This is a genomic window from Nocardioides cynanchi (genome assembly GCF_008761635.1).
GTDB classification, from domain to species: Bacteria; Actinomycetota; Actinomycetes; order Propionibacteriales; family Nocardioidaceae; genus Nocardioides; species Nocardioides cynanchi.
In genome coordinates this window covers 1,879,796-1,897,671 of the sequence record NZ_CP044344.1, presented here as the reverse complement: position 1 = coordinate 1,897,671, position 17,876 = coordinate 1,879,796, and the positions used below count along the sequence as shown (strand labels likewise).

The window sequence follows — 17,876 nt, the reverse complement described above, 5'->3', positions numbered from 1 at the left end:
GTGCAGCCGGCGTCTGACCTTCAGTCGGCTTCGGAGATGGCACGCCGTGCTCCGAGTCCTGGCGAGCACGCAGAGGGCTGCATCCAAAGCACACCAAGGTGCCACGCTCTGGCGTGGGGATCACCGGATCGGCAGACTCGCAACATGAAGCCTCCTCCACCACTGCATGTGTCCTCAGACGACTGGGGCAGGCTTGCCCAACGGGTGGTAACGGAGGCCGAGTCCTTCATGGAGCGCCTCGAAACGTCGCCGATCAGACCCGCCTCGACCGGTGAGGAGACGCTCGATCTCTTCGGTGGTCCCGTACCGGAGACCGGGCTGGGTGCTGCTGCGCTCGATGACCTGCGGGCCGTGGCGGACCACAGTCGCGCGGGTAACGGGCGGTTCTTCGGATACGTGATGGGATCCGGTGAGCCCGTGGCGGCTCTGGGCGACCTGTTCGCGTCCGTGATCAACCAGAACGGCACCGCTTGGCGATCGGGCCCGGCGACGGCGATCATCGAACGGACCGTAGTCGCCTGGCTCGCTGAGGCGATCGGATGCCCGGAGTTCAGCGGCATCCTGACCAGTGGCGGGTCACTGGCCAACCTGATGGGCCTCGCCATGGCTCGGGAGGCGCAGGTGCCTGCTAACGACTCCGGGGTCTCCGGGGGTGTCGTCTACACCTCGTCCGAGGCTCACATGTCGATCGGTAAGGCAGTCAGTCTGCTGGGGCTCGGCCGGGACAATCTTCGTCTGCTTCCTTGTGAGGATGACTTTCGGTTGTCTCCCGAGGTTCTACGAAGCGCCGTGAGCGCCGACCGGGCCGCTGGGCTGAGCCCTATGGCGGTTGTTGCCTGTGGCGGCACGATCGTGACCGGTGCGGTGGATCCGATTCTCGAACTTGTCGCAGTGGCCAAGGATGAGCACCTGTGGGTGCATGTCGACGGTGCGTACGGCGTTCCGGCCGCGATGGTGGATCCCGAGATGTTCACCGGACTAAACGGCGTCGACTCCATATCAATGGATGCGCACAAGTGGCTCTACCAACCGCTCGACTGCAGCGTGCTCCTCTATCGGGACCGCTCGGCCGCACGACGTACGTTCTCGATGACCGACGACTATGCCGGTTCGCTGAGCGCCGACCCGATCGAGGGCGACGTCTTCTTCGAGGAGACGATCGAGTTGTCCCGTCGGGTCCGGGCCCTAAAACTATGGATGTCACTGCGCTATCACGGGTTGGCCGCCTTCCGCGAGGCCATCGCAGACAACATGCGGCTGGCCCAGGTGCTCGCGAAGCTCATCGACGAGGAGCCGGCCCTGGAGAGGGTGGCAGACGTCCCGCTGAGCGCCGTCTGCTTCCGGTGGATAGCAGGCGACCCGGCATTGCGAGACGAACAGAACGTCGAGATCCTGGACAAAGTGAACCGAAATGGACGTGTCTACCTTTCGAACGCGACGGTCCGTGGCGAGTTCGCGCTCCGCGCCTGCATTACCAACCACCGCACCACAGACGCCGACGTCGCCGCGGTCATCGAGGAAGTCAAGGCTGCGGCACCTCTGTGAGCCGTGAGTGGGCTTGATGCCCTGCTCACGCCCTTTCGGCACGGCTGGGGACCTTGACAGTGGGTGTGAGGAGCGGCACTCTCTTGGCAAGTCATTCGTATCCAAACGGATTTGAATGACGATCGCCTTCATTGACCCTTGCCTCGAGGAGAGCAGGATGACCCAACTCCAACCAGCCTCTGATGAGACGAGCCAGACGTCGCTGCATCACGGGCGACTCGGCATCCTCGGGATCGTCTTCTTCGTCGTCGCCGCCGCGGCCCCGCTCGTGGGCATGACCGGCGGCGTCCCGGTGGCCATCGTGCTCGGCAACGGGGCGGCAGCGCCCGGCGCCTACATGGTCGTCGGCGTGGTCTTGCTGTGCTTCTCCGTCGGGTACGCCGCGATGGCGACGAAGGTCACCAACGCCGGGGCCTTCTTCGCGTTCGTCGGACGCGGCCTGGGCATCATCCCCGGGGTCGGATCGGCCTTCGTGTCGCTGGTCGCCTACATCGCCGTCCAACTCGCGGTCTACGGGTTCTTCGGCGCGGTGATCGCCGGCCAGATGGACTCGAGCTTCGGGATCTCGTGGTCGTGGTGGGTTTGGGTGCTCATCGCGTGGGCTGTCGTCACCGGGCTCTCGGCGCTCTCGGTCGACATCGGGGCGAAGGTCCTCGGCGTCCTGATGAGTTTCGAGCTCCTGTCGCTGATGGTCACCTCGTTCGCCGTCCTCTTCTCGGGGAACAAGCCGGAGGGCATCAACTTCGGGGCGTCGTTCTCGCTGCCGAACATCTTCGTCGGCGGGCTCGCGAGCACAGCCGGTGTTGCTTTGCTCTTCGCGTTCGCGTCCTTCATCGGATTCGAGGCCACCGCGATCTACGGCGAAGAGGCGCGCGAGCCGCACAAGACCGTGCCCCGGGCGACGTACCTGGCGATCGTCACGATCATGGTGATCTTCGGGTTCGCGTCGTTCGCGATCGTCACAGGTCTCGGTTCGTCGCAGGTGATCGACCAGGTCGTCAAGCTGTCCACGGTCAACAAGGTGCCGTTGACCGACCCGGCGAACGTGCTGTTCACGGTGGCCGAGACCTATGTCGGGAGTTGGATGCGCGACGTCATGTCCTGGCTGGTGATCTCCTCGCTCTTCGCCGGACTGCTCGCGTTCCAGAACTCCGCGGCCCGGTACTTCTTCGCCATGGGCCGTGCCGGGGTGCTGCCGAAGGCGCTGGACCGGGTGAACGGCCGGGGTGCTCCGCTGACGGCGACCCTGACGACCTCGGTCATCACTCTGCTCGTCATCGTGGACTTCGCCGTGCAGGGTCGTGACCCTGTTCTCACGCTGTTCTACTGGTTCTCCGGGCTGGCGGTGCTCGCCATCGTCTTCGTCGAGATCCTCGTCTCGATCGCCGTGATCGCCTTCTTCTCGCGGCGCCAGGGCGAGGTCTCGGTCTGGGCCTCGGTGATGGCTCCGCTGCTGTCCATCGGGGGGCTCCTGGTCGGCCTGTGGCTGCTGGCCTCCCGGTTCGGGCTGCTGGCGGGGACGGTGAAGGCGGGCGTGGACCCGAGCACGCAGCCGTGGGGCCTGAACACCACCGGGTGGATCCTCGTGGTCTCGCCGTTCGTGATGTTCGTGGTGGGCACCATTGTCGGCAAGATCCGATTGACCGAGGAGAACGAGGACGCGATCGCCGACCTCGTCACGTGACCTGACATCTTGCCTGCGTGACGAGGCCCCGGGTGATCGCACCCGGGGCCTCGTTGCAGCCATCCGCGCTCAGCCGAGGCTGCGGCCCGCATCCGCGAGACGACGACACAGGTCGGGTAGGTCCTTGACCGTCCGGCAGAACATCGCCGGCTTGAAGCAGACCGTGGTGAACCCCTGCTCCACCTGTCGGGGCAGGTCGGCCAGCGCAACGTCGAGGTCCGCCACGTCATCGGACCCGCGGAACGTGGCCCGGATCCCGCCCACTTTCTCCAGTTCGGCGAGGTCACGCCCGGCCTCGGACATCGCCGCTTCCAGCGAGCGCAGGTCGTCGTCCGACAACGGTCCGAACGGGTTGAGGCCCTTGCCGTAGCGGACCAGGCGACGGATCAACGGTGGGTGCATGCCCTGCCCGCCGAACCAGAACGGCGGCCCCTCCGAGGTGGACGCACCTGGTTCGAGCCAGATGTCGGTGAACGGGAAGCGGGGTCCGGCGTGGCTGATCGGGTAGGGGCCCCACGCCTTGGCCAGGACCTCGAGCTGCTCGTCGAGGATCCGGCCGCGCTCCTCGAACGGCACGCCCAGTGCGGCGTACTCGTCCCGGCTCCAGCTGACCGTCGGCAGCACGACCAGCCGGCCGCCCGACAAGAGGTCCAGCGTGCCGAGCTCCTTGGCGAGCAGCAACGGATGGCGAAGCGGTGCGATGATCGCGCCCGCGACCAACCGCAGCCGCTCGGTCGCCTGCGCGATCGCCGAGAGCAGGACGAGGCTGCTCGGCCAGGCGTACGACGGCGGCTGGTTGCCCGGCGCCGCGTAGTCGCGAGGATTGGCCATCCGTCCGGCTGCCCCGGCGTCGCGGCCGAGCAGGACGTGCTCGCTGAGCATGACGCCGTCGACCCCGTTGGCCTCGGCCGTGACCGCCAGGTCGACGAGCCCCCGCAGATCGCGAGGATCGACCAGCGCGTCGTTCTCGGTGAGCACCATGAGCCAGCGGAGGTCCATCTGCACCCTTCCCTCACGCCGGTCGTCAGCGCAGACTGATCAAGGTGGTGTCCAGCTCGGTGCACTTCTCGCCGCGAGAACCGCGGAGGACGGTCGCCTGGGCGCTCACCGGTCGGTCTCGACGGTGGAGGGGTAGAGATCCTTGCTCGGGGTGCGGATGCCCCGGAACTCCCAGTCGCCACCGAGAGCGGTGGACACGACCTCTTCGCTCTCCGTGGGCTGTGCGCCGACGTCCGAGCGGATGGGCTCGGGGCCGGTGACGATGTGGTTGGTCAGTCGCCCGAGTCCGTCGACCTCGACCTCGACGACGTCTCCGGGCTGCACCGGGCGTGAGTTTGCCGGCGTACCCGAGAACAGCAGGTCGCCGGGCGTGAGCGTGATCGTGCGGGCGATGTCGGCGACCAGGTAGTGCATGTCCCACTCCATCTCGTCGGTGGATGCCTCCTGCCGGGTCTCGCCGTTGACGATCGTGCGCAGTGTCTTGCCGCGGAAGTCCCAGTCGGTGACCAGCCCGGGGCCCACCGGCGCGAGTGTGTCGGAGCCCTTGACCCGCAGCATCGAGCCCGCGTCGGTGTCGCGGAAGTCGTGGAGGCCGTAGTCGTTGCCGATCGTGTATCCGGCGATGTAGTCACCGGCTTCCTCGGGCGAGACGTTGCGGCAGGTGCGGCCGATCACGATCACGATCTCGCCCTCGTAGTTGAGCCATCGGCAGCCCTCTGGACGCACGACTGCGCCCTGGTGGGAGTTCAGCGCTGTCACCGGCTTGTGGAAGTACGTGGGAGCCGGCGGCAGCTTCGTCATGAACTCACGGGTCCGGCTGTTGAAGTTGAGGTGGACCGCGATGATCTTGGACGGTTCGGTCGGCGGCAGGTGGATGGCGTCGTCGACAGCCACCTCGCGTCCGTCGGCGGCCCGGAGGGTGTCCCCGTGGCGCACGACCTGGACGGGGGCGCCGTCGAGCAGGATTCGGCGGTACTCCGTCATGTGTCGTCTCGTCTCGGAAGTCAGCCTGCGGCGGGCAGGTCGGGGCCGCTCGTCTGGCGTGTGTACTCCGGATCGGGCGGGGTCGGATGCGTTCCGGGAAAGCCGTCGGCGGGGCGGTCGAACCACAGGTGGACCTGGCCCGTCCCGATCGAGTTCTCGTACTCGCCGTACTGCCTTGCAGCGGCGCGGAGATCGCCCTCGCCGAGCGCGCCAGCCATCATCAGGTAGTGGGCGAACATGGCCTCCGGGCGAAACCTGAGGAAGTCGTCCATCGTGTCGAGCACCTTGGCGTGCTCGCCGTTCTTGAACCAGTCGATGCGCTCGAGATCGGCCGCGTAGGCCTCCGGCGTGCGGATGTGCGACGGGTCGCCGGCCTCGTGGTCTCGCAGCTCGCGCAGCTTCCAGAAGGTGTGCGACAGAGCCCCGGAAGCGACGAGCAGGACCTTGCGGTCGGTGCTCGCGATGGCGTCGCCGAGGGCGCGGCCGGCCCGCAGGAAGTCCTCGGTGACGCCGGTCTGCGCGACGCTGACGGAGATCCAGCGCTTGTCCAGACCCTCCCCGAGGAACTTCCATAGGTTGAGCGTCGCGTAGTACATCGGCAAGTAGGGGTCGTCGATGGCGGTGATCCAGGTGCTGTGCGCGGGCGCGGCGGCCTCCACCGCGAACGCGAGCTCCGGATCGCCGCGCCAGTCGTAGGGGATGCGGCACATGCCGCGAGGAAGCTCCTCGGCGGTGAACAGGCCGGCCCGGCGGTCCTGCGCGGTCAAGACAAACTCGACCGTGGTGAACCAGTGCGAGTCGAGGACCACGACGGTGTCGTAGTCGAGGGTCTCGAAGACCTCCTCCCGCAGTTGGTGCAGGCCGGGAACGAGGGAGATCTCCTTGCCCTCGTTGATCGCCAGCCGCGTCTCCCTGGGGAGCATGATGGTGGGTACGTGCGCGAGGATCCCCGCGCCGACAACTTCGCCCATGTCAGTTCCATCCTTTCGGAGCGAACACCGAATTCTTCACGTCACAGTAGAAGTCGAATGACCACGTGCCACCCTCGCGGCCGATGCCGGAACGCCCGCTCCCACCGAAGGGCGCGCTCAGGTCACGGACGAAGAAGCAGTTGACCCAGACGGTGCCGGCGCGGACAGCCGAGGCGACCCGTTCCGCCCGTTCCTGGCTCCCGGTGACGATCGTCGCCGCGAGGCCGTAGTCCGTGTCGTTAGCCATCGCAATGCCGTCGTCCTCGGTGGAGAAGCCCTGGAGCGTCAGGACCGGGCCGAAGACCTCCTGGCAGGTGATCTCCATGGTCCGGTCGACCCCCTCGAAGACCGTGGGCCGGTAGTAGAAGCCGCCAGTGGCGACGTTGAGCTCGTCGTTCGGGCCACCACCGAGGATGACCTCCGCGCCACCGGCGACGGCGCGCTTCACGAACCCGTCGACCCGCTCGAAGTGCGACTTGCTGACCAAGGGCCCGAGATCGACGCCCTCGTCCCTGGAGTCGCCCTGGACGAGCGTCGCGGCACGCTCGAGGAAGCGCGCGCGGAACTCGTCGTAGATTCCGTCCTGCACGAGCATGCGGACCGCAGCGAGGCAGACCTGGCCCGAGTTGTCGAACTGCTCGACGGCGAGGTCGACGGCCAGGTCGAGGTCGGCGTCATCGAACACCAGGAGTGGGGACTTCCCTCCCAGCTCGAAGCTCACCGGAGTGACGTTGCGCGCGGCCGACTCGCCGACCTTGATCGAGGTCGGCACTGAACCGGTGAAGCAGATCCGCCGGACGTCCGGGTGCGCGACCAGCGGTGCGCCGGCCTCGTTCCCAAGGCCCTGCACGACGTTGAAGACGCCGGCCGGCAATCCAGCCTCATGGGCAATGTCGGCGAAGAGGGACGCGGTCAACGGCGCCCACTCCGGTGGCTTCGCGACGACGGTGTTGCCCGCGGCGAGCGCCGGACCGATTCGCCAGGTTGCCAGCATGAGCGGTGCGTTCCACGGCGTGACGATGGCCGTGACACCCGCCGGGTCCCAGGTCACGTGGTTGCGGTGCCCGCGCGTGTCGAAGTCGGAATGCACCAGCGAGCTGAGATGGTCGGCGAAGAACCGGATGTTCATCGCGACCCGCGGCATCACGCCCCGTCGGTGCGACCGGAGCAGCGAGCCGTTGTCGCGGGTCTCGACCTGCGCCAGGTCCTCGATCCGCGCCTCGATGCCGGCGGCGACCCGGCGAAGGAGCTCGGCGCGCTCGGCCGGTGAGGTGCGTGACCAGCCCACGAACGCGTCCTTCGCCGCGGCCACCGCGGCGTCGACCTCGGCCGTGCCGCCACGGCTCACCACGGCGATCACCTCGCCGTCGAGGGGGGACACGTCCTCGAACGTGTCGGCGTTCGCCACGCGTCGGCCGCCGATCCAGTGTCGGGTGTCGACGTCCACGCCGGCAACTCTCGCACTGGTCATTCGGGGCCTCCGGTAGTTGTCGGTCTGGCCGGGTATGACCGTGGCTGGTCTGGTCCCGCGGCACCCCTTGTGGGTATCGTTCGGATGCAAACGGTATTCCTGAGCCCGAGAGGCGTCAAGTGATGTCACGTAGTCCGTTGATCGCGATCCCGGCCCGGCTCTCCGAATCCGCCTCGGCTCACCGCTTCCGGGCGATCACCACCGCCCGCGCCCTGTCCGAGGGGGTGCTGCGCGCCGGAGGTGAACCGCTGAGCGTGCATCCGTGGGCTCCGGGGGGCCAGGTGACGCCCGAGGAGGCGGGTCGCAGACTGGCCTTTGCGGACGCCGTTCTCCTGCCGGGCGGTGGCGACGTGTCCCCCGCGTCGTACGGCCAGAGCACGACGAGCGACGAGGTCTACGACGTCGACGAGGAGCAGGACGCCTTCGACTTCGCGACGGCACAGTGGGCCCTGACTGCGGGCGTGCCGCTCTTGGCTGTGTGCCGTGGCTGGCACGTCGCCAACGTCGTGCTCGGCGGAGACCTGGAGCAGCACATGGCTCAACCACACCGTCACGTCGTGCACGACGTCGCCGTGGAGCCGGGGAGCGTCCTGGCCCAGGCCGTCGGACCGTCCGTCGCCGTCTCGTGCTTCCACCACCAGAGGGTCTCCCGGCTCGGCGACGGGCTGGAACCCGTTGCCCGTGCCACCGACGGGACGATCGAGGCCGCAGAGCTCCGCGGCTCGCGTGGCTGGTTCCTCGGCGTCCAGTGGCATCCGGAGGACACCGTGACGAGCGATCCTGCGCAGCTGGCGCTGTTGGACGCGCTCGTCGCGGCCGCCCGCTGAGCGCTCAGGCGGTCTCGGCGCGCTTGACCACCGCTCGGAGCGAGCGAGCGAGCTGGAGGACGGCGGCCTCGTCGAGGTCGACCGTCACGAAGGCCTCCTCGGCGTTGAACTCCGGGAACAGCTCGGTCATCAGCTCCTGACCCTTGTCGGTCAACGAGAGCAGTACCCGGCGCGCGTCGTCAGGGTGCACCGTGCGGTCCACGAGGCCCTTCGACATCAACGTCTTCTGAACTCCCGTCAGCGTGCCCTTGGAGATGCCGGCCTCCGACGCGACGTGCCGGCTCTCGACTTCACCCCAGATCCAGATCACCCAGAGCACCACCCAGGCCGTCCAGGTCAGCTCGTGGGGCGCGAGCACGCGCCGTTCGACGTAGTTGCGCACGGCGTTCGCCGCCCGGTAGATGTTGGACACGGCGGTCATCGCGGCCATGTCGATCGAGAGTCCCGCGAGGCGGTCAGCGACGGCCTGCTCGGTGGCCTCCAGGGTGAAGTCCCCCGCCGCGTGGTCCTGCCCAGCCGCCGCGGTGGCACGGGCATAGCGGCTCAGCGAGCACGCGGCGTCGTCGCACGGGCACCTCGACGGGTCACAGTTGTCGCTGTTCATCGCGGGTGGGCGCTGCGGCGCACGAGCCTCGTCCTGCTCGCGCTTCGAACGCGGCTTCGAAGCTGGCACGCGCCCAGTCTACGGGTCGTTAGGACCCGCACAGATCGGCTGCCCGGGTGTCTTCGTCCGCGAAGGCGACCGTGTCCAGGAAACGATCGACGAGTCGGCGCCCGCGCACGGCGGCGTCGGCTTCCCTGTGCACGGTCTGGGCGAGCAACTCGTCCGCGTCCGCGCCGTTCGCCTCGAGGTAGCCACGTCCGCCGTTCTCGAGCCATCCCCGGAGCGTCGAGGCGGTGAGCTCAGGATGGAACTGGACGGCAAGGCTCCTGCCGACGACGAATGCCTGCTCGGCGTCCGGCGTGTGCGCCAGCACGCGAGCGCCCGGAGGCGCGACCCACTTGTCGTGGTGCCACTCGAACCAGGGGCCCGGTTCGACCAGACCGGGCTCGTCCGAGGAGATCGGGTACCAGCCGATCTCGGACCGCTCGGCACGGACGACCGAACCGCCCAGAGCGGTCGCGAGCGCCTGGCCGCCGAAGCAGATGCCGAGGATCGGGACCCCTGCAGCGTGGGCTGCTCGCAGCAAGGTCAGCTCCTCGAGCACCCACGCGCCGATCGTCACCTCGTCGTAGACAGACCACGGCGCACCCATCGGGACCAGGACGTCGTACGCCGTCGGGGCGGGGAACGTCGCCGTCACCCCCGGATCGTGGAACCGGTCCTCGGGCACGATCAGGAGCTCCTGGACCTCGAACCCTCGCGCCTCGAACTGGTCGCCGATGTGACTGACCGGTGACGCGTGGTCGTGCTGGATGAACAGCGCGCGCATATGAAACCTTTCGTTCGGACCCAAACATATACCGCCGAAGCCGGGTGCAACCACACCGATCTGCGTGGACACTCTTCCCAACCCGTCCGAAGCCGACTATCGTTCGGTCCCGAACGAAGTGGTCGCCGGGTAGTCAGGGAGCTTCTATGACCAGCACCGATGTGTCCGCCCTGATCGAAGAGCTGAGGGCCAAGGGCATCGACGTCATCCGCGTCTCCTATCCCGACCTCATCGGCGTCGATCGCGGACGTGACGTGCTGCTCGAAGAGCTCGAGACGACCCTGGGCCACGGCATCGCCTTCTGCCGCGCCGTCTACCACACCTCGCCGATGGGTGACGTAGTCCCGGTACAGGGCGGCGTCGAGTCGGGACTGCCCGACATCAGCGCCCACCCCGACCTCTCGACGCTGACCGACCTGCCGTGGGAGCCGGGCGCCCTCTGGTGCCTGGCGGACACCACAGTCCTCGGTGGCGCCCCCGCGGAGGAGTCCCCCCGCGAGGTGGCGCGGCGCGTCCGTGAGCGGCTCGCCGAGCTCGGCCTTTCCGCCGTGGTCGGTCCGGAGCTGGAGTTCTATCTTCTGGAGGAGGACACCGCCTCACCGACCGGCTGGAAGCGGTATGCCGACGCCCCGGGCAACGTCTACGTGGTCGGCCGCAAGGGCGACCCACGCGGCGTGCTGCTGACCATGCTGCGCTACCTGCGTGACGCGTCGCTGCGAGTGACCGCGGCCAACCACGAGTTCTGCGGTGGTCAGTTCGAGATCAACCTGGACCACTCCGACCTGCTCGACGCCGCCGACCGCGCCTTCCGGATGAAATCGGCGGTGCAGGAGATCGCCCGCCACGAGGGCATGCTCGCCACGTTCATGGCCAAGCCCTTCAACGACGAAGGCGGCAGCGGCTTCCACCTGCACGTGTCGCTCGTGGACCAGGACGAGCAGAATCTCTTCGGCGACCCGGGCGGGGAGCACGGCCTCTCCGAGATCGGCCGGTACGCGATCGCCGGCGTGCTCGCGCACGCACCGGCACTGGCGGCGGTCCTGAACCCCACGATCAACTCCTACAAGCGGTTCGGTCCCGACACGCTGGCTCCGTGGCTGATCGACTGGGGTCTCGACAACCGCAGCGCGATGGTCCGGATCCCGCCCGAGCGCGGGGCCGCCTCCCGGATGGAGGTACGCCTCGGCGACGCGACCGCCAACCCCTACCTGGCAATCGCGGCGATCGGAGCCGCGATCTACCTCGGAGTCCGCGACAAGCAGGAGCCCCCGAGGCCGCTCGAGGGCTACGGCTACGATCCCGAGTCGGCCCCGAAGCTGCCTCAGTCGTTGCCCGAGGCTCTCGACGCGCTCGAGGCCGACACCGAGCTGCGCGAGGTCCTCGGCGACTTCTTCGTCGACTCGTTCCTGACCTACAAGCACAATGAAACCGAGCGCTTCGCCCACTTCGTCACCGACTGGGAGTTCCGCGAGTACGCCTACCACCTCTGACCGGGGCCTCCTGGCTGCGGCTCAGCCCCTGCTCCGCCGATCCGGTGGCGTACGGCCGCGAGCAAACCTCGCGACGACGTCAGTTGCGGCCGCTCGAGTCAGCGGTGGGCGAGCGTCGTACCGCCGTCCCAGCTGGTGCCGACCTGCATGTAGTAGCCGCTGATCACCTCGCGCACCGGCAGTGTGGAGGCGACGTCGTCCCACGGGCTGTCGAAGAGCTCGAGGCTGGCATCCGCCTGCCAGGCTTGTCCGTGCTCAAAGCCCACACCGCTCATGGTCACGACCTCGTCGAGCGACCAGCCGGTCGCGCCGCGCTCGATCGGACGCACCTGGCGGTGGTGCAGCATCGGCAGGGAGTTGACGAACCCGTTGGTGTCGCTCGGCTCGGTCAGCGTGATCGTGGCCTGCGCCAGTCGATGGTCGTACGCCGCGAGGGAGGCGCCGAACCGGCCGCCTGCCTCGACTCGTGGCGCGCCCCTCCCGAACGGCATCGGTCGGGTCTGGTGGATCGAGCCGAGCTTCTTCGGGTAGCCCTGGTGAAGCCCGCGGGCGATCGCGAAGTCGGTGGTGACCCAGATCAGGACACAACGGGAGTAGGTGGCCCCCTCGAAGCGGCAGCGGACCACCGCGAAGGCCTCCTTGTACTGCGACCGAGAAGGGTCGAGCAACTCGGCGCCCTCGGTCGAACAGGACTGCCAGTCGGCCCAGATGAAGGCGACGGCGCCCGGATCGTCGTCGGCGAGGTCGACCTCAGCGGGCAGGAGGGCGCGCACCTTGTCCTCGTCGGTGCGGTACTCCACGGTGAGCAGGTCACCGCTGTAGAACCACGGCGGGTTCGGGATCAACGCGCTGTGGCCACTCTCGGTGTACGGCGGGGCGAACCCCTTCAGCTCGGGCACGGTCTCTCCTGGCACGGGTAGTCGGGGCTCGGGTCGTACCGGATGGTCATCACACGTGTGCGTGGCGGGTCAGCCAGGCGCGCTCCTCGGCGACCATGCCGCGCACGATCTCGCGCACCCGGAGGGCGGCCACGTCGGCGGCGACGTTGACCTCGGGCCCAGCACCGTAGCAGTGGAGGGTGGCCTGGGCGGTCTCCATCGCGGTCTGCACCCGTGCGTAGTAGTCGGCGAACATCTCCTGCATCCGCGCGTCAGCGGCCGGATCCCCGACCGCGAAGTCCCGGCTCACTCGCCAGTGGAGCCGGCTCGAGGCGTCGTCGACCGGGGTGACGAGCTGGGTGAAGCGCAGCCGCGCGATCCCGCCTTCGTACGAGGTGTCCCAGTGGTCGACCCACGCCGCAGGCGACAGGAAGAACCCGCCTTGCACCGTGGTGCCGTCCACGTCCACGGTCCCGAGCATCTCGGCCTGCCAGGCGGGCAGTGGGGAGGGAGGGAACTCACGGCGCAGCTGGACCGTGGTCTCGGTGACCACCACCTCCAGCGGGGGAGCACTGGCGAGGGCCGCAGGTGCGATCTCCGGGGCGACGAACGGCACCTGGGTCACATCGGCGAAGTTCTCGTGCAGCAGCAGAGCGCCGGCCGCGACCTCGGCGGTGTCCCCGACCGTTGACCAGCGCTCGTCGGTCAGCCACGGCAGCTCCGGCACGCGGTGGAGCCGGGCGCGCCCCGACTCACCGAGCCACAGCCACACGACGCCGTCGCGTTCCTGCACCGGGTACGACGCGACGTGGGCGCCGAACGGGACCCGCGGCTGGGTCGGCACCGCGACGCACTGGCCGCCGGTGTCGTACTCGAAGCCGCACAGGCCACAGCGCACGGTGTCGCCGTCGAGCGCACCCGCCGACAGCGGGTAGGCGCGGTGGGCGCAGCGGTCCTGCAGTGCGACGACGTCTCCTCCTTCGGTGCGCCACAGCACGACCGGCGTCTCGAGCGGGCGTACCGCCAGCAGGTGGCGGCCGACGTCGGGCGAGGCGGCGGCGGCGTACCAGCAATCGGTCGGCATGGTCGTCGTGGTCGGACGGGAGCTCACAACCTCACCCCTCACATGTCCAGGACCAGGCGGTCCGACAGGCACCGGGACACGCACACCATCATCGCGTCGTTGGCGGCGCGCTCGGACTCGTTGAGCACGGAGTCGCGGTGGTCGACCTCGCCCTCGAGCACGGCTTGTTCGCAGGTGCCGCAGATGCCCTCGTGGCAGGAGCCGAGTACGCTGATGCCGGCGTCCTGGATGACGTCGAAGACGGACTTGTCCGGCGGCACCTGCAGGGTGACCCCGGATGCGGCGAGCTCCAGCTCGAAGGACCGCTCTCCGTCGGCGGGTGCCTCGCTCGCCTTGGCCGCGAACCGCTCGAGGTGGAGCGCCCCTGCCGGCCACGAGGCGGTGCAGACCGACTCGACCGCCTCGAGCAGGCCCTCGGGCCCGCAGCAGTACACCAGCGTGTCGGCGGCGGGATCATCCAGGATCGTGGGGAGGTCCAGCGGTCCGTCCTGGTCGAACGGTACGAGCGTGACTCGCTCGCCGTACGTCGCGACGAGACGGTCGGCGTAGGCCATCGACGCCGGTGTGCGACCGCCGTAGCTCAGGTGCCAGTCGGCGCCGGAGGCGTCCGCCTCGGCGACCATCGGCAGCATCGGCGTGATCCCGATCCCACCGGCGATGAACTCGTAGCGCGGCGAGGCCAGCAACGGGAAGTGGTTGCGCGGCCCCCGCACCCTGACTCCGCTCCCCGTCGTCAGCTTGTCGTGGACGTACGACGACCCTCCACGCGACTCCGGCTCGAGCAGCACCGCCACCGTGTACGTCTCGGGGTCCGCCGGGTCTCCGCACAGCGAGTACTGCCGGACCAGGTCGTCGACGAGCACGAGGTCGACGTGCGCTCCGGGGGTCCACGGCGGCAGGCCGGCCCCGGACGTGTCGGCGAGCCGCAGCTCGACCACGCCGTCGGCGACGTGCGTGGCCGAGACGACGACGAGGTCGCTCTCGTGCTCGCGGACGGTGGTCGGGATCGCGGTCATCGGCGACTACTTCGTGACGATGCGGACGGGGAACTTCTTGATGCCGTTCACGAAGTTGCTCCGCACCCGCACGAGGTCCCCGGTCTGGGTGATCTCGGCGACCTGCGGCAGCAACGTCTCGAAGAGGATCCTCATCTCCAGGCGCGCCAGGTTCGAGCCCATGCAGGTGTGCGGACCCTTGCCGAACGACATGTGGTCGTTGGGCATACGGTCGAGCCGCAGCGCGTACGGGTCCTCGAACTTGGTCTCGTCGCGGTTTCCCGACGCCCACCACATGACGACCTTGTCGCCAGCCTTGATCCGCTGGCCGTGCAGCTCGACGTCGCGGGTCGCCGTACGCCGGAAGTGGTAGACCGGCGAGGCGTACCGCAGGAACTCCTCGACCGCCACCTGGGTCTTCTCGGGGTGCTCGACGAGCCACTGCATCTGGGTCGGGTTGTCGATCAGCGCCTTCATCGAGTGACTGATCGCCTGCCGGGTGGTCTCGTTGCCGGCCACGACGAGCAACAGGAAGTAGTTGTCATAGTGCTCGGGCGAGAGCGGCACACCGTCCTCGGGGATCCGGTTGACCAGCTTGCTCACCAGGTCCTCGCCCTCGCCGCCCTTGCGCTCGGCGGCAAGAGTGCGGCCGTACTCGAAGATCTCCTGCGAGACTGGTGAGCTGAACGGCAGATGCCGGTACTTCTTCGCCTCCTCGGAGTTCACCAGGACGCGCGCGTAGTCCGGGTCAGAGAAGCCGACGATCTCGTTCCCCCAGGAGATCAGCTGCGGGGTCATGTCCGCGGGCGTGTCGAGCAGCCGCGCAAGGACGGCGATCGGGTAGTCGGCCGCGATGGCGTCGACGAAGTCCATCTCCTCCTGCTGCAGTGCCGCCGCAACGGTGAGCTGGGCGAGCCCGCGCAGGAAGTCCTCATAGCGGCGCAGCTGTGCTGGCGAAAAGTCGCGCATCAGGAGCTTGCGCAGGGCCAGGTGCCGCGGCCCGTCGGTCTCGAGGATCGACCGGCGCAAGTCCTGGAACTCGGCCGGTGGCTCCTCGAGGTTGGTGAAGTGGGTCGACGTGAACGTCTCGGGGTCCTTGTCGATCCGCTCGATGTCGTCGTACTGCGTGATCGACCAGAAGCCAGACCCACCGTCGTGCTCCTCGTTCCAGTGCACCGGCGCCTCGCGTCGCAGCGTGTCGAACATGCCCCACGCCTCGTTGCGTTCGAAGACGTCGAGGTCCGCGAGGTCCACCTGGTCGAGCGGGACGGGCGGTGGCTGCATCGCTGAACTCCCTCGAGACCTGCTGGTCGCTAGATTCGTTTGGATCCGAACGTAACCGTAGAACGAGCGAGCAGGGCCGGTCAAGGGTCCTCCCACCGGCGACCGCCTCGGCACTGGTCTGACCGGCGGCCGCCCGCTCTCAGGGAATCTCGTGCGCTCGCTCGGGTTTCCAGTGACGGAGTGCGTCGCGGAGTGCGCCCCCATCAGCGTCGCCGGGTAGCCGCGTGAGGAGCAGGCGGCAAAGAGGTGCCTGGCTACGCCCGCTCGTGGGCCTCGAAAGCGTCACCGGCTCGCTCGGCAGCCGCTCCGACGAGCGGACCGACGCAGAAGTTCGCCATGTGCTTCTCCGCGAGCCGGCTGTGGAACTCGCCGAACTCCGCGGTGGCGTCCTTGCCTCCGTACATGCGCGCGACGAACGGGCCGCCCGGATGGTGGTCCTTCCACTCGGTGAAGTCGTAGACCTTGCCCCGGATGACGACCCAGCAATCGTCGAACGTCGCGTGCTGAGCGAGCTCCTCTCGCGTGACGGGCCGGTCCCCCGTCCAGGGCTTCTCCGGCTTCCAGAGGTTGTGGGCGATCTCCCGCCGGCTGTCGCCGAGCGCTTGGGTCCGCGAGCGGAAGTCCCACGGCCCGAGCTTGCGCAGCGGCAGCTTCTCGCCGATCTCGCGCGCGTCGAAAGCGTAGATCCACGAGTCATCGCTGCCCGCACGCTCGTTGTGGTCGAACATGGGATAGTCGCGCTCGTTGACCGCCGCGAGGATCGCCCGGCGCTCGGGTGAGTCCGGCGGCTCGAGGTGCTTGAAGAGGAACTTCGACGCGAACTGGAAACGCGTCGCCCGGTAGTAGCGCACGCGCTCGTAGTGCAGCAGCGCGCTGTAGATGTCCGCGCTGTGAAGCTCGAAGGCCTTGCCCAGCGCCGCGGCGTCCTCGAAGGCCTGGGCGGCGCCCTGCCCGTAGGTCGGCAGCATCGGGTGCGCCGCGTCGCCCACCAGGCCGACGCGACCCTCGACCCAGCTCTCGAGCGCGTCCCGGTCGTAGAGCCCCCACTTCGTCGGGTTCTCGATCAGTCCGGTCAGCGTGACGACGTCGTCGTGGCGCGGGTCGCCCTCGAACGCCTTGCTCATCTGGCCGACCATCTCGTCGCGGTCGGCGGGGAACCAGTCGCCCTCCTCGCGCTCGAACTCCTCGGCGTTGGGCTCGTAGTACGCGAGCCATACGTTGAGCAGCTCGCCGCCGCGGACCCAGTAGGTGAGGTGCTGCGCGACCGGGGTCTCGCGGGAGTCCATCGACATCGTCTCGATGGGGTTGAAGTCGAGCGGGCTGCCGTCGGGCTTGCGCGCCGCCGCGACCTTGTCGCGCGGGACCAGGCCGCGGTAGACGACGACCTCGGTCCAGCGCTTGGTCGACACACCCGGCCAGACCGCGTCGAGTACCTGGGAGTTGATCCCGTCGGCGCCGATCAGCAGGTCGCCGGTCTCGCTCGTGCCGTCGGTGAAGATGGCGGTCACAGACTCCGCGTCCTGGGTGACGGCCTCCACGCCCTTCGCCATGTGGACCTGGATCGGGCAGTCGGACCCGGTCTCGGGCGCGAAATCGAGGACCCGCTTGTGCAGGCACATCAGCAGGTCGAGACGGTGCATGTGGTGGAAGCCGGCGTTGTCGCCGGCTGCAGTGTCGTGGTCCATCGGCTTGCGCGTGATGGAGCCGTCCGGCCAGACCATCCGCGTCTCGTGGAGGATCGCCGCCCTGCCGCCGTCGATCGCGCCCGATGGCCCCTTGGGATCGCCACCGTCGAGGTCGACGCCCAGCCACCGGCTCAACCGTGCGGCGTTCGGGGGGATGTTCAGCCCTGCCCCCGCGGTGCTCGGTACCCGCGTCTGCTCAAAGACGTCGATCGTGGTGAAGGCACCCGACTCCCGCAGGGCCAGGGCGGACATCAGTCCAGCCATGCCACCACCCGCGATGAGTGCTCGCATGAATCCCTCCGGCTCCTCGGTCGTTTGGCCCCAAACGTACGGGCGGCCGGCAACGAGCGTCAAGGACCCGCTGGTCCGGACACCCTCGAGCGTCCAGCACTCGGGCGACCGCGAACTTGGCTAGGAGTGGTCGCCATCTCGGTTGGGTCTGATTATCCTTCCCATGATCCAAGTCACTCTCAGAGAGGTGGGTCTCTCATCGAGCGCTGCATCCGCCTGGCACAGGCAGTGGAGAACACCCGGCACGGCCGGCGC

Annotated in this window: 15 protein-coding genes; 4 read left to right on the top strand and 11 right to left on the bottom strand. The window is 68.4% G+C overall.

Going from position 1 to position 17,876, the window contains the following annotated elements; translation table 11 throughout:
* Positions 1 to 228 precede the first annotated feature (228 nt).
* Together E3N83_RS09280 and E3N83_RS09275 are read left to right on the top strand one after the other, a co-directional pair.
* Complete coding sequence (locus E3N83_RS09280) at positions 229 to 1,545, top strand: pyridoxal phosphate-dependent decarboxylase family protein (protein ID WP_202879370.1); 1,317 nt, start codon at positions 229 to 231, stop codon at positions 1,543 to 1,545.
* A gap of 157 nt (positions 1,546 to 1,702) precedes the next feature.
* Entirely contained in the window at positions 1,703 to 3,229 is a 1,527-nt protein-coding gene (locus E3N83_RS09275) for an APC family permease (RefSeq protein ID WP_151082994.1), read from the top strand.
* Positions 3,230 to 3,298: 69 nt separating this feature from the next.
* Here E3N83_RS09275 and E3N83_RS09270 read toward each other — a convergent pair whose 3' ends face one another.
* The 4 genes from E3N83_RS09270 to E3N83_RS09255 all read right to left on the bottom strand — a co-directional run bounded on the left by E3N83_RS09270 (position 3,299) and on the right by E3N83_RS09255 (position 7,630).
* Positions 3,299 to 4,228, bottom strand: coding sequence for a TIGR03619 family F420-dependent LLM class oxidoreductase (locus E3N83_RS09270; protein ID WP_151082993.1), 930 nt, complete (start codon positions 4,226 to 4,228; stop codon positions 3,299 to 3,301).
* Positions 4,229 to 4,333: 105 nt separating this feature from the next.
* Complete coding sequence (locus E3N83_RS09265; RefSeq protein WP_151082992.1) at positions 4,334 to 5,212, bottom strand: fumarylacetoacetate hydrolase family protein; 879 nt, start codon at positions 5,210 to 5,212, stop codon at positions 4,334 to 4,336.
* 20 nt (positions 5,213 to 5,232) lie between these two features.
* Positions 5,233 to 6,183 (bottom strand): DODA-type extradiol aromatic ring-opening family dioxygenase, encoded by a 951-nt coding sequence (locus E3N83_RS09260; RefSeq protein WP_151082991.1) that lies wholly within the window; start codon positions 6,181 to 6,183, stop codon positions 5,233 to 5,235.
* Between the two features lies 1 nt (position 6,184).
* Entirely contained in the window at positions 6,185 to 7,630 is a 1,446-nt protein-coding gene (locus tag E3N83_RS09255) for an aldehyde dehydrogenase family protein (RefSeq protein WP_238343139.1), read from the bottom strand.
* Positions 7,631 to 7,776: 146 nt separating this feature from the next.
* Here E3N83_RS09255 and E3N83_RS09250 point away from each other — a divergent pair, with 146 nt between their 5' ends.
* The gene (locus tag E3N83_RS09250; protein WP_151082989.1) at positions 7,777 to 8,481 is read left to right on the top strand and encodes a gamma-glutamyl-gamma-aminobutyrate hydrolase family protein; all 705 of its coding nucleotides are present in this window, start codon (positions 7,777 to 7,779) and stop codon (positions 8,479 to 8,481) included.
* A gap of 4 nt (positions 8,482 to 8,485) precedes the next feature.
* Here the strand turns inward: E3N83_RS09250 and E3N83_RS19785 are convergent, their stop codons facing one another.
* Entirely contained in the window at positions 8,486 to 9,154 is a 669-nt protein-coding gene (locus E3N83_RS19785) for a MarR family winged helix-turn-helix transcriptional regulator (protein WP_202879369.1), read from the bottom strand.
* Between the two features lie 19 nt (positions 9,155 to 9,173).
* Complete coding sequence (locus E3N83_RS09240) at positions 9,174 to 9,986, bottom strand: type 1 glutamine amidotransferase (RefSeq protein WP_202879368.1); 813 nt, start codon at positions 9,984 to 9,986, stop codon at positions 9,174 to 9,176.
* 74 nt (positions 9,987 to 10,060) lie between these two features.
* On the opposite strand from E3N83_RS09240, the gene E3N83_RS09235 reads away from it, so the two are divergent.
* Complete coding sequence (locus E3N83_RS09235) at positions 10,061 to 11,404, top strand: glutamine synthetase family protein (RefSeq protein ID WP_151082988.1); 1,344 nt, start codon at positions 10,061 to 10,063, stop codon at positions 11,402 to 11,404.
* 98 nt (positions 11,405 to 11,502) lie between these two features.
* Here the strand turns inward: E3N83_RS09235 and E3N83_RS09230 are convergent, their stop codons facing one another.
* The 5 genes from E3N83_RS09230 to E3N83_RS09210 form a co-directional block, all read right to left on the bottom strand.
* Positions 11,503 to 12,303, bottom strand: a complete 801-nt coding sequence (locus E3N83_RS09230) for an acetoacetate decarboxylase family protein (protein WP_151082987.1) — start codon at positions 12,301 to 12,303, stop codon at positions 11,503 to 11,505.
* A 49-nt stretch (positions 12,304 to 12,352) separates the two neighbouring features.
* Complete coding sequence (locus E3N83_RS09225; RefSeq protein WP_151082986.1) at positions 12,353 to 13,393, bottom strand: aromatic ring-hydroxylating oxygenase subunit alpha; 1,041 nt, start codon at positions 13,391 to 13,393, stop codon at positions 12,353 to 12,355.
* 11 nt (positions 13,394 to 13,404) lie between these two features.
* Positions 13,405 to 14,382, bottom strand: coding sequence for a PDR/VanB family oxidoreductase (locus tag E3N83_RS09220; protein WP_151082985.1), 978 nt, complete (start codon positions 14,380 to 14,382; stop codon positions 13,405 to 13,407).
* 6 nt (positions 14,383 to 14,388) lie between these two features.
* Complete coding sequence (locus tag E3N83_RS09215; RefSeq protein WP_151082984.1) at positions 14,389 to 15,645, bottom strand: cytochrome P450; 1,257 nt, start codon at positions 15,643 to 15,645, stop codon at positions 14,389 to 14,391.
* 254 nt (positions 15,646 to 15,899) lie between these two features.
* The gene (locus E3N83_RS09210; RefSeq protein WP_238343138.1) at positions 15,900 to 17,684 is read right to left on the bottom strand and encodes a cytochrome b5 domain-containing protein; all 1,785 of its coding nucleotides are present in this window, start codon (positions 17,682 to 17,684) and stop codon (positions 15,900 to 15,902) included.
* Positions 17,685 to 17,876: the final 192 nt, after the last annotated feature.